At 69.9% G+C, this 11,967-nt stretch carries 10 protein-coding genes; 2 read left to right on the top strand and 8 right to left on the bottom strand.

The features are described 5' to 3' along the window. The 3 genes from B6R96_RS28705 to B6R96_RS28695 form a co-directional block, all read right to left on the bottom strand. Positions 1–618, bottom strand: a complete 618-nt coding sequence (locus B6R96_RS28705; protein WP_079404401.1) for a vitamin K epoxide reductase family protein — start codon at positions 616–618, stop codon at positions 1–3. A 122-nt stretch (positions 619–740) separates the two neighbouring features. Continuing rightward, complete coding sequence (hisS, locus tag B6R96_RS28700; RefSeq protein ID WP_081524032.1) at positions 741–2,000, bottom strand: histidine--tRNA ligase; 1,260 nt, start codon at positions 1,998–2,000, stop codon at positions 741–743. A 10-nt stretch (positions 2,001–2,010) separates the two neighbouring features. Then, on the bottom strand, positions 2,011–2,721 hold the full coding sequence (locus tag B6R96_RS28695) for an MBL fold metallo-hydrolase (protein WP_053169502.1): 711 nt from the start codon (positions 2,719–2,721) through the stop codon (positions 2,011–2,013). 153 nt (positions 2,722–2,874) lie between these two features. Here B6R96_RS28695 and B6R96_RS28690 point away from each other — a divergent pair, with 153 nt between their 5' ends. Together B6R96_RS28690 and B6R96_RS28685 are read left to right on the top strand one after the other, a co-directional pair. After that, on the top strand, positions 2,875–3,666 hold the full coding sequence (locus B6R96_RS28690) for a peptidylprolyl isomerase (RefSeq protein WP_030387195.1): 792 nt from the start codon (positions 2,875–2,877) through the stop codon (positions 3,664–3,666). Positions 3,667–3,857: 191 nt separating this feature from the next. After that, positions 3,858–5,087 (top strand): DUF349 domain-containing protein, encoded by a 1,230-nt coding sequence (locus B6R96_RS28685; RefSeq protein ID WP_052874005.1) that lies wholly within the window; start codon positions 3,858–3,860, stop codon positions 5,085–5,087. A 101-nt stretch (positions 5,088–5,188) separates the two neighbouring features. Here B6R96_RS28685 and B6R96_RS28680 read toward each other — a convergent pair whose 3' ends face one another. The 5 genes from B6R96_RS28680 to yajC form a co-directional block, all read right to left on the bottom strand. Then, positions 5,189–7,618 carry a RelA/SpoT family protein gene (locus tag B6R96_RS28680; protein WP_030387193.1) on the bottom strand — a complete coding sequence of 810 codons (2,430 nt, stop codon included), beginning with the start codon at positions 7,616–7,618 and terminating at the stop codon, positions 5,189–5,191. Between the two features lie 195 nt (positions 7,619–7,813). Beyond that, positions 7,814–8,368, bottom strand: coding sequence for an adenine phosphoribosyltransferase (locus tag B6R96_RS28675; RefSeq protein ID WP_081524031.1), 555 nt, complete (start codon positions 8,366–8,368; stop codon positions 7,814–7,816). Next, positions 8,365–9,420 (bottom strand): protein translocase subunit SecF, encoded by a 1,056-nt coding sequence (gene secF / locus B6R96_RS28670; protein ID WP_030387191.1) that lies wholly within the window; start codon positions 9,418–9,420, stop codon positions 8,365–8,367. The genes B6R96_RS28675 and secF overlap by 4 nt, the downstream gene beginning before the upstream one ends. 3 nt (positions 9,421–9,423) lie before the next feature. Further along, positions 9,424–11,214, bottom strand: a complete 1,791-nt coding sequence (gene secD / locus B6R96_RS28665; RefSeq protein ID WP_081524030.1) for a protein translocase subunit SecD — start codon at positions 11,212–11,214, stop codon at positions 9,424–9,426. A gap of 154 nt (positions 11,215–11,368) precedes the next feature. Continuing rightward, entirely contained in the window at positions 11,369–11,845 is a 477-nt protein-coding gene (gene yajC / locus B6R96_RS28660) for a preprotein translocase subunit YajC (RefSeq protein ID WP_030387189.1), read from the bottom strand. Positions 11,846–11,967: the final 122 nt, after the last annotated feature.

The following is an 11,967-nucleotide window of genomic DNA, read 5'->3' as shown; positions in this document are numbered from 1 at the left end:
TCAGGAGGTCCAGAAGTCCCACCAGCGGGTCAGGATCAGCATCCCGATGATCCCGACGTGCAGCACGGGCAGGACCCAGGTGAACTCGTCGAGGAAGGACTTGACCCAGCCCGGGGCGGGCAGCAGTCCGTTGCGGACGTTGTGCGCGGTGACGTACCAGAACATGAAGATCGTGGCGACCCAGGCCAGGCAGCACCACAGGCAGAGCGAGTTGATGTTGTACAGCGACTGGTACATGAGCCAGGTGCAGAAGGCGACGCCGAAGAGCGTGCCGGCGTTGAAGGTCAGCCAGTACCAGCGGCGGAAAGCGGCCCCGGCGAGCAGGCTCATGCCGACGCAGATCACGATGCCGTAGGCGACGAGTCCGAGCATCGGGTTCGGGAAGCCGAAGGCCGACGCCTGGTCGCTCGTCATGATGTTGCCGCAGGAGACGATCGGGTTCAGGCTGCAGGCCGGCTTGAAGTCCGGGTCCTCGAGCAGCTTGAACTTGTCGATCGTGATCACCCAGGCGGCGAGCAGCCCCGCGGCGCCGGTGATCACCAGCAGCAGGGCCAGGGCCCGGCTCCCTCCGACGGTCCTGCCCCGGGCGGTGTCCGCGTCCGCGCTTCGTGTCGTCATACCGCCCGCTCCACATCTGCCAGGTGATCAAGCACGGGCCATTGTGCCGCATGAGCCTGTGAACGGGCGGGGCCGGGGAAACATCCTTCGGCCCCGCCCTGTGCACTCCCCGGCCGCTGCCGTCAGGCGAGGCGGGCCCGGACCGTATCGACCAGCTCGGCGACGGGCACGGAGGCCTGCTCGCCGGACTCCATGTCCTTCAGCTGGACGACGCCCTCGGCGAGGTCCCGCTCGCCGACCACGACGGCGAAGCGCGCGCCGCTGCGGTTGGCGTCCTTCATGGCGCCCTTGAGGCCCTTGCCGCCGTACGACATGTCCGCGGCGACACCCGCCTTGCGCAGCTGCGTCACCAGCCCGAACACGGTCGGCTTGGCCTCGCCCAGTGCCACCGCGAAGACCGTCGTCGCCGCCGGGATGTCCAGCTCGATGCCCTCGGCCTCGAGGGCCAGGACCGTGCGGTCCACGCCGAGCGCCCAGCCCACCGACGGCAGGGCCGGTCCGCCGATCATCTCGGACAGGCCGTCGTAGCGGCCGCCGCCGCCCACGGCAGACTGCGCGCCCAGGCCGTCGTGGACGAACTCGAAGGTGGTGCGGGTGTAGTAGTCCAGTCCGCGCACCAGCTTCTCGTCGTCCTCGAAGACGACGCCGGCAGCCGTGATCAGCTCCCGCACCTCCTCGTGGTACGCCTTGCACGCGTCGCACAGGTAGTCCCGCAGCACCGGGGCGCCGACGAGCTGCTTCTGCACGTCGGCCCGCTTGTCGTCGAGCACGCGCAGCGGGTTGATCTCGGCCCGGCGGACGGTCTCCTCGTCGAGGTCGAGGCCGCGCAGGAAGGTCTGCAGCGCCTCGCGGTAGACGGGGCGGCACTCCTTGTCGCCGAGCGAGTTCAGCAGGATGCGGAAGTTCGACAGGCCGAGGGTGCGGTAGGCCTGGTCGGCCAGGATGATCAGCTCGGCGTCCAGGGCCGGGTCCTCGGCACCGATCGCCTCCGCGCCCACCTGCGAGAAGTGGCGGTAGCGGCCCTTCTGCGGGCGCTCGTAGCGGTAGTAGGAGCCGGAGTACCACAGCTTGGCCGGCAGGTTGCCCTGCTTGTGGAGGCTGGCCTCCAGGGCCGCGCGCAGCACGGAGGCGGTGCCCTCGGGGCGCAGGGCGAGGTTGGTGCCACCCTTGGTGGTGAGGGTGAACATCTCCTTGGTGACGATGTCGGTGGACTCGCCGACACCGCGGGCGAAGAGGTTCACGTCTTCAAAGCCCGGCGTCTCGATGTAGCCGTACCCGGCCTTGCGCAGCGGGGCGGAGATGGCGTCGCGGACCGCCAGGTATTTGGCCGAGTACGGCGGGATCAGGTCGTACGTGCCCTTGGGGGCCTTGAAAGTGCTCACGAAACTCTCGTCACATTCCTCGTCGTGGAGCGGCGGTGCCGTCTCCGAGCCCGGCGGCGACCTCCCGCAGGTACGGGTTGGTCGCGCGCTCGCGGCCGATGGTGGTCTGGGGACCGTGGCCGGACAGCACCACGGTCGAGTCGTCGAGCGGCAGGCACACACGGCCCAGCGACTCGAGCATCTCGGCGTGGGAGCCGCCGGGCAGGTCGGTGCGTCCGATGGAGCCGGCGAAGAGCAGGTCGCCCGAGAAGAAGACCGGCGGAATGTCGGCCAGCTCGGGCATCCTGAAGGTCACCGACCCCTTGGTATGCCCCGGCGCGTGCGCCACGGAGAAGTCCATTCCGGCCAGTTTCAGCGCGGCGCCGTCGGCCAGCTCGCGGACGTCGTCCGGCTCCCCCACGGTCAGCTCGCCCATGAGAGGCATCCCGATGGAGCGGCCGAGGGCCTTCTCCGGGTCGCTCATCATGTAGCGGTCCTCGGGGTGGATCCAGGCCGGTACGTCGTGTGCTCCGCACACCGGGACCACCGAGGCCACATGATCGATGTGGCCGTGGGTCAGAACGACCGCGACGGGCTTGAGCCGATGCTTCTTCAGCGTCTCCTCGACACCCTGGGCGGCCTGATGGCCCGGGTCGATGATGACGCACTCCTCACCGGCGGCGGGGGCGACCACGTAGCAGTTGGTGCCCCAAGCGCCTGCGGGGAACCCGGCAATCAGCACGTTCGTCCTCAATCGTCGTCCGGCGGGAGGCTGCAGACAGGAATCCTGCTGCTCAGAGCCTACCGGCGCCGCTCATTACACAGCGAACCCATATACGGTACGGCCTATCCCAGCCCGGACAGCAGTAGCAGACACGTACAAGGAGACGACCCGGTGGTCACGAGCGATCAGCGACGGCGACAGCTCGCCAAGGAGAAGTACGAGCGCCAGCAGAAGCGCCGGGCCGAGGCCCGGAAGAAGTCGCGCCAGCGCGCGGCCGTGATCGGCGCGGCAGTGGCCGTGGTGATCGCGACGCTGGTGGGCCTGATCGTCGGCGGGGTCTTCGACAAGGACAAGAAGGACCAGGCCGCGGACCCGTCCGCGAGCCCGTCGGCCTCGGCGAGCGAGCCGGCGCCCAAGCAGTCCCCGTCGCCGGAGATGGCGATCGACCAGAAGGGGAAGTACACCTTCGCGCTGAAGACCAGCGCGGGTGACATCAACTTCACGATGGACGCGGCGAAGACCCCGCAGACCGTGAACTCCTTCAAGTCGCTCGCCGACAAGGGCTACTTCGACAACACCAAGTGCCACCGGCTGACGGCCGGCGGGATCTTCGTGCTCCAGTGCGGCGACCCCGAGGGCACCGGCCGGGGCGGCCCGGGCTACAACATCCCGGACGAGAACCTGGACTCCCTGGGCAAGGCCAACGAGCAGGGCCAGGTCGTGTACCCGGCCGGCACGGTGGCCATGGCCAACACGGGCCAGCCCGGCTCGGGCGGCAGCCAGTTCTTCCTGGTCTACAAGGACAGCCCGCTGACGCCGACGTACACCCCGTTCGGCAAGATCGACGCGGCCGGCCTGAAGGTCCTGGAGGAGATCGCGAAGGCGGGTACGGTCGACGGCGGCCAGGACGGCGCGCCGAAGACCGAGGTCAAGATCGAGAAGGGCGCGGTCACGCAGAACTGACGTGATGCGGCGACCCCGGGCCCGGCCGGCCCGCCGCCCGTACGCCGATATTCCGTCGTGCGGGATGCGGACAGCCGGCCCGGCGGTCGCCTATGTTGGCGTTGTGCAGGGCGGGCGCTGCCCGCCCCAGGAAACTGTGGACGATGCCCAGGGGGTGAACCCCTCGCAAGGCATCAGGTGGAGGAGGCGCTGTGAGCAGCGACCCGTGGGGCCGAGTCGACGAGACGGGCACCGTGTACGTGCGTACTTCCGATGGCGAGCAGGTCGTCGGATCGTGGCAGGCCGGCACCCCTGAGGAGGCCCTGGCCTATTTCGAGCGCAAGTACGAGGGCCTGGTGGTCGAGATCGGCCTCCTCGAAAAGCGGGTGCGGACCACTGATCTGTCCGCCAAGGACGCCCAGACGGCGATCGACCACCTGCGCACGCAGGTCGACGAGCACCACGCCGTGGGTGACCTGGACGCCCTGCGGGTGCGGCTGGACAAGCTGGTCACGACCGTGGAGTCCCGGCGCGAGGAGCGCAAGGCCGCGAAGGCCAAGCAGACGGACGAGGCCCGTGCGGCCAAGGACGCGCTGGTCGTCGAGGCCGAGCAGCTGGCGCAGAGCGACCAGTGGCGCAGCGCCGGCGAGCGGCTGCGCGCCCTGGTGGACATCTGGAAGGGGCTGCCGCGTCTGGACCGCAAGTCGGACGACGAGCTGTGGCACCGGTTCTCGCACGCCCGTTCGGCCTTCTCCAAGCGCCGCAAGGCGCACTTCGCCTCGCTGGACGCGCAGCGCGAGGACGCCCGCAAGGTGAAGGAGAGGCTGGTCGCGGAGGCCGAGTCGCTGTCGAAGTCGACCGACTGGGGTCCGACGGCCGCCCGCTACCGCGAGCTGATGGCGGACTGGAAGGCGGCGGGCCGGGCGCAGCGCGAGTCCGAGGACGACCTGTGGAACCGTTTCCGCGGTGCGCAGGACGTGTTCTTCGCGGCCCGCAGCGAGGTCTTCGCCGAGCGTGACGCCGAGCAGATCGAGAACCTGAAGCTCAAGGAGGAGCTGGCCGACGAGGCCGAGAAGCTCGTCCCGATCACCGACCTGAAGGCGGCCCGTGCCGCGTTCCGCTCCCTCAACGAGCGCTGGGAGGCCATCGGCCACGTGCCGCGGGACGCCCGGCCGAAGGTCGAGGGCCGCATGCACTCGGTCGAGCGGGCGATCCAGGAGGCCGAGGAGGGCGAGTGGCGTCGTACGAACCCGGAGGCGCGGGCCCGTGCGGCCGGTCTGACGGGTCAGCTCCAGGCGGCGGTCGACAAGCTGCGTGAGCAGATCGACGCGGCGCGCGCGGCCGGCAACAACGCCAAGGCCGACAAGCTGTCGCGCGAGCTGGAGGGCCGCCAGGCCCTGCTGGACCAGGCGCTGAAGGGCCTGGAGGAGTTCGGCGGCTGACAGCCCGCCCCGTACGAAGGAGGCGGCCCCGGTACGCGAGTACCGGGGCCGCCTTTTCGTTCGCCGCGGGGGTGGGCCCGCGGGCCGACGGGCCTACGGGCCTACGGGCGCCGCGCCGAGGTCACGCGGTAGACGTCGTAGACGCCCTCGACGCCCCGGACGGCCTTCAGGACGTGCCCCAGGTGCTTGGGGTCGCCCATCTCGAAGGTGAACCGGGAGGTGGCCACCCGGTCGCGGGAGGTCTGGACGGCCGCCGACAGGATGTTGACGTGCTGGTCCGAGAGGACCCGCGTGACGTCCGACAGCAGCCGGGACCGGTCCAGCGCCTCGACCTGGATGGCGACCAGGAAGACCGAGGACTGGGTGGGGGCCCACTCGACCTCCAGCATCCGCTCGGGCTGCTGGGAGAGGGAGTCGACGTTGACGCAGTCCGCGCGGTGAACCGATACGCCACTGCCGCGCGTGACGAAACCGATGATCGGGTCGCCCGGCACCGGCGTGCAGCAGCGGGCCAGCTTGACCCACACGTCGTCGACGCCCTTGACGACGACACCCGGGTCGGCGTTGCTGCGCCGCTTGCGGCCGCGCGCGGGCGGGATCGACTCCTCGATGTCCTCGTTGGCCGCCTCCTCACCGCCGAGGGCCGCCACCAGCTTCTGCACGACGCCCTGCGCGGCCACGTGGCCCTCGCCGATCGCCGCGTACAGGGAGGAGATGTCGGGGTAGCGCATCTCGTGCGCGAGGGTGACGAGCGAGTCGCCGGTCAGGATCCGCTGGATCGGCAGGTTCTGCTTGCGCATGGCCCGCGCGATGGCGTCCTTGCCGTGCTCGATGGCCTCGTCGCGGCGCTCCTTGGAGAACCAGGCGCGGATCTTGTTGCGGGCCCGCGGGGACTTGACGAAGCCGAGCCAGTCGCGGGACGGGCCGGCGCCCTCGGCCTTGGAGGTGAAGACCTCGACCAGGTCGCCGTTGTCGAGCGTGGACTCCAACGGGACGAGCCGGCCGTTGACCCGGGCCCCTATCGTCCGGTGGCCGACCTCGGTGTGGACCGCGTACGCGAAGTCCACGGGGGTGGCGCCGGCGGGCAGCGCGATGACGTCGCCCTTGGGCGTGAAGACGAACACCTCGTTGCGGGAGAGGTCGAAGCGCAGCGAGTCGAGGAACTCGCCCGGGTCCTCGGTCTCCTTCTGCCAGTCCAGCAGCTGCCGCAGCCAGGCCATGTCGTTGACCGTGTCCTGGCCGGCGCTGCCCTTGGCGGCCTGCGGGACGTCGGTGCGCACCTTGGAGGTGCCCGCGACGGTCTGCTGCTTGTACTTCCAGTGCGCGGCGATGCCGTACTCGGCGCGGCGGTGCATGTCGAAGGTGCGGATCTGGAGCTCGACCGGCTTGCCGCTGGGTCCGATGACCGTCGTGTGGAGCGACTGGTACATGTTGAACTTGGGCATCGCGATGTAGTCCTTGAACCGGCCGGGGACCGGGTTCCACCGCGCGTGCACGGTGCCCAGGGCCGCGTAGCAGTCCCGGACGGTGTCGACGAGGACACGGATGCCCACCAGGTCGTAGATCTCCGCGAAGTCACGGCCGCGGACGATCATCTTCTGGTAGACGCTGTAGTAGTGCTTCGGGCGGCCCGTCACGGTCGCCTTGATGCGGGCGGCCCTGAGGTCGACCTGCACCTCGTCGGTGACGACGGCGAGGTACTCGTCGCGCTTGGGGGCGCGCTCGGCGACCAGGCGCACGATCTCGTCGTACATCTTCGGGTAGAGGATCGCGAAGGAGAGGTCCTCGAGCTCCCACTTGATCGTGTTCATGCCCAGCCGGTGAGCCAGCGGGGCATAGATCTCAAGGGTCTCGCGGGCCTTCTTCTCCTGCTTCTCCCGCTTGAGGTAGCGCATGGTGCGCATGTTGTGCAGCCGGTCGGCGAGCTTGATCACCAGGACGCGCGGGTCCTTGGCCATCGCCACGACCATCTTGCGGACGGTCTCGGCCTGGGCCGCCTCGCCGAACTTCACCCGGTCGAGCTTGGTGACGCCGTCGACGAGCAGGGCCACGGCGTCGCCGAAGTCGCGGCGCAGGTCCTCCAGCCCGTACTCGGTGTCCTCGACCGTGTCGTGGAGCAGCCCGGCCATCAGGGTGGCCGGATCCATACCGAGCTCGGCGAGGATGGTCGTCACCGCGAGCGGGTGGGTGATGTACGGGTCGCCGCTCTTGCGCTTCTGGCCGCGGTGCCAGCGCTCGGCCACCTGGTAGGCCTGTTCCAGCTGGCGCAGCGTCGACGTCTCGATCTTCGGGTCGTTGCTGCGGACTATGCGGAGCAGGGGCTCCAGTACCGGGTTGTACGGGTTCGAGCGCTGCACGCCCAGCCGGGCGAGGCGGGCGCGCACCCGGTTGGAGGACCCGGCGGACTTCGCCGGCGCGGGCTTGACCGGCGGCACCGGCGGAGCCGGCGGGGGCGTGGCGGGAACCGCCGTGGCCGGCTCGGCCTTCGGGTCGGGCTGCGCGGCGGAGATGGGCTGGACCTCGTCTGGCAAGAGCGCTCCTCACGGGGGCCCCCCGGACGGAGTCCGGGGGAGGATCCGGTGCCCGTGTCCCGGTCCGGACAACCCATGGTAGCGAGGGTTCGGCCCCCTCGTTCCGCGAGCCCCTTGCGCCGTGCAGCGCGGCCGCACACGAAAGCGGCGGGCACCCGGACGAACCCGGATACCCGCCGCTTCGGCACAGCAGGGTCAGACCACGATCAGCGCATCCAGCGGAGCCCCGTCCAGCGCGGGCGCCAGCTTGGCCCGGCCCGGGAGGAACGACAGCTCCATCAGGACCGCCACGCCGGCGACCTCGGCCCCGGTCCGCCTGATCAGCGAGAGCGAGGCCTCCGCGGTACCGCCGGTGGCCAGCACGTCGTCGATGACCATGACCCGGTCACCCGCCGCCAGGTCCTCGGCGTGGACCTCGATCTCCGCCGTGCCGTACTCCAGCTCGTACGACTGCGCGAGCGTCGCGCCCGGCAGCTTTCCGGCCTTGCGCACCGGCACGAAGCCGATCCCGGCCTGTACGGCGACCGGAGCCGCCAGGATGAACCCGCGCGCCTCCAGGCCGACGATCTTCGTCGCGCCGTACTGCCGGGCCAGCTCCACCAGCGTGTCCGTCAGGGCCGCGAAGGCCTTCGGGTCCGCCAGCAGCGGGGTGATGTCCTTGAACATCACGCCCGGCTTCGGGTAGTCCGGTACGTCCTTGATCCGGCTGAGCAGCAGGGTCCGGACGCCCTCGGACAGCGGCCCGGTCAACGCCGCCGCCCCGGCCGGCCCTGCGCCACGACCTGCGGCTCGTCCTCGGTGGCGTAGCCCTCGTCCGGGGACTCGCCCTTGGCGGCCGCGGCCGCCCGCTTGGCGAGCACCCGCTTCTTGAGCGCCTTCATCGCCGGCTCGCGCTCCTTGAGGTCGACGACCAGCGGGGTCGCGATGAAGATCGAGGAGTACGCACCGGCCGCGAGGCCGACGAACAGCGACAGCGAGATGTCGTTGAGCATGCCCGCGCCCAGGAAACCGCCACCGATGAACAGCAGGGCACCGACCGGGAGCAGCGCCACGACCGTGGTGTTGATCGAGCGGACCAGGGTGCCGTTGATGCTGCGGTTGGCGATCTCGCTGTACGTGAAGCGGGTCTGCTTCGTGATGTCCTTCGAGCCCTCCTTGAGACCGTCGAAGACGACGACGGTGTCGTAGAGGGAGTAACCGAGGATCGTCAGCAGACCGATGACCGTACCCGGGGTGACCTCGAAGCCGACGAGCGCGTAGACGCCGACGGTGATCGTGAGGTCGTGGATCAGGGCGATCAGCGCCGCGACGGCCATGCGCCACTCGAAGGCGATGGCCAGGTAGATCACCACGAGGACCATGAAGACGCCGAGGCCGGTCCACGCCTTGTTCGCGATCTGGGAGCCCCAGCTGGGGCCGACCAGGTCGGCGTTGATGTCGGCCTCGGTGACCTTGAGGTCGGTGGCGAGCTGCTTCTTGACGTCGGAGGCGGCGTCGGTGTCCACACCCGAGATCTGGATCCGCAGACCGCCGGTGCCGAGCTCCTGGACGATCGCGTCGTGGCCGGAGGCCTTCTCCGCGAACTCACGGGCCCTGGGCTCCGAGACGGCCGTCTTCGGGGTGGTGAAGACCGCTCCGCCCTTGAACTCGATGCCCATGTTGAGGCCCTGGACGGCCAGGGCGACGATCGCCGTGATGGTGATCAGGATGGAAACGCCGTACCAGAGAAAGCGCTTGCCGACGAAGTCGTAGCCGACCTCACCGCGGTACAGCTTGGCGCCGAGATCTCCCAGCTTCGACATCTCTCACGCCTCCTTTGCGTCGACGGGGGCGGGGGCGGCACCGGTACGGCGGGACCGGCGCAGCGGAGGCTTCGCGCCCAGCCGCTTCGGGTCCAGCCCGGACCACGGGTGACCGCTGGAGAAGAACTTCGTACGCGCCAGCAGCGTCATGACGGGCTTGGTGAAGAGGAACACCACGACCACGTCGAGCAGGGTGGTCAGACCCAGTGTGAAGGCGAAGCCCTGGACCTTGCCAACGGTGACGATGAACAGCACCGCCGCGGCCAGGAACGACACGAAGTCGGAGACCAGGATCGTGCGACGGGCGCGCGGCCAGGCGCGCTCGACGGCCGGACGCAGGGTGCGGCCCTCGCGGATCTCGTCCCGGATGCGCTCGAAGTACACGATGAACGAGTCCGCCGTGATACCGATCGCCACGATCGCACCGCAGACGGCGGGCAGGTTCAGCGCGAAGCCGATGCCCTTTCCGAGCAGCGCCATGATCGTGTAGGTCAGGATCGCGGAGACCAGGAGGCTGATGATGGCGATGAACGCCAGGCCCCGGTAGTACACCAGCAGGTAGATGACCACGAGGAGCAGGCCGATCGCACCGGCGATCAGGCCGGCCTTCAGCTGCTCGCCGCCGAGGGCGGCGGTGACGGTGGTGACGCTGTCCTCGCTGAAGGAGAGCGGCAGGGCGCCGTACGAGAGCATGTTGCCCAGGTCCTGCGCGGACTGCTGGGTGAAGCCGCCGGAGATCTCGGCGTTGCCGCCGGTCAGCGCCTGGCTGACGGACGGGTCGGAGATGACCTGGCCGTCGAGCACGATCGCGAACTGGTTCTGCGGCATCTGCTTGGTGGCCAGCTCACCGGTGATCTTGGCGAACTTGTCGGCGCCCTTGTCGGTGAACTGCATGGTGACGATCCACTGGCCGCGCTGGGGGTCGATCTGACCCTTGGCGTCCTTCACGTCCTGGCCGTTGACCTGGGCCGGGCCGAGGATCCACTTGCCCCAGGCGGTACCGCGCTGGCCGCAGGCGACCATCGGGTCCTCGGGCTTGGCGCCCGCGCCGGCGGCGGCGCGCTGCGCCTCGACGTTGCAGTCCAGCGCCGCGAACTTGGCCTGGAGGGCTGCGGCGGCGGCCTCGTCGCCGGTCGGCGGCGTGGGTGCGGACGCGGAGGGCGACGGGGCCTTGGTGTCGTCTGCCTTCTTCGACTCGCTCGCCGAGGGCGAGGGAGTGGGGGCGGCCGGGGCCTTGAGGGCCTCACTGAGCGCGCGGCCCTGGGAAGTGGCGCTGGACGACGGGCTGGCCGAGGGGCTGGTCTTGCCGTCACCGGGCTTGGGAGCCCCTGAGCCGCTCGCGGAGGGGTTCGGGCTCGGCGTGCCCTCGGGAGCGGCCGGGGAGCCGTCCGCGAAGGCGAGAACCGGGCGGAAGTACAGCTGGGCGGTGGTACCGACCTGCTCGCGCGCCTGCTGCTCGTTCGTCCCCTTGGGGATGTTCACGATGATGTGGTCGCGGCCCTGCGTCTGGACCTCGGCCTCCGACACGCCGAGGCCGTTGACACGGCGCTCGATGATGCCGACCGCCGTGTTCATGTTCGTCTCGTTGATCGCGTCCGGCTTCCCGGGCTCGCTCTTGGCCTTGAGCGTGATGCTCGTGCCGCCTGCGAGGTCGATGCCCAGCCTGGGAGTCGTCTGCTTCGTGAGGAACATCCCCGCGGTGAGCGCCACCATCGCGATCAGGATGATCGCCAGGGCACGCCCCGGCCTCCCCTGAGCCCCCGTGGGCCGCCGGCCCTTCTTCGGTGCTGCCACCTTGTCGTTTCTCCCTGTCCAACCGTCCCGCGCCGGGTCAGCGCGCGGACGGCCACGAAATGTGTGGTGGGGACCCCTGCCCCCCGCAGAAGTGTCACAGACGGGGACCGTGCCGGTCGCCGGTCAGGCGCCCTCCACGGTCCCCGGCCGCGCGTTACTTCGCGCCGGCCTCGCCGTCGGACTTGCCGTCCTTGGGCTCGTCGTCGCCCTTGGGCGCGTCCTCGTCCTTCTTGCCCAGGTCCAGCCCCGGAGCCTCGTCCTCACCCTTGGTGAGGTCCGTCTTCGGAGCATCGGTCAGCGAGGAGGCGTCGTCCGGTACGACGGGAGCGTCGGTCGCGGCGTCCTCGGTGACCCCGTGGACGATGCGGTTGTACTCCGCGTCCTCGAGGACGGCGCCGATGGAGTTCTTCGCGAAGATCGCGTGGACGCCGGGAGCCACCTCGAGGGTGACGGTGTCGTCACCGATCTCCTTCACCGTGGCGTACATGCCGCCGATGGTGCGGACCCCGGTGCCGGGCGTCATCTGGTCGCGCATCTGCGCGGCTGCCTGCTGCTTCTTCTTCGCGGAGCGGGTCATCAGGAACATCGCCCCGATGAGCACGATGAACGGGAGGAGTGTCACGAGATTCACGGGACGGAGATCCTTCGCACGACCGCACGCGGACGGCGGCCTTTTCTACGGGGGTGGGCACACCGACCCGAAGGGTCGGCATCGGCGGAGTCTAGGCGAGTCCGCACCGATGGAACAACGCC

Origin of the sequence: Streptomyces sp. Sge12, from assembly GCF_002080455.1 — a bacterium.
Classification (GTDB): Bacteria; Actinomycetota; Actinomycetes; order Streptomycetales; family Streptomycetaceae; genus Streptomyces.
The sequence above is the reverse complement of the archived record's forward strand: the minus strand, read 5'-3'. Positions and strand labels throughout refer to the sequence as shown.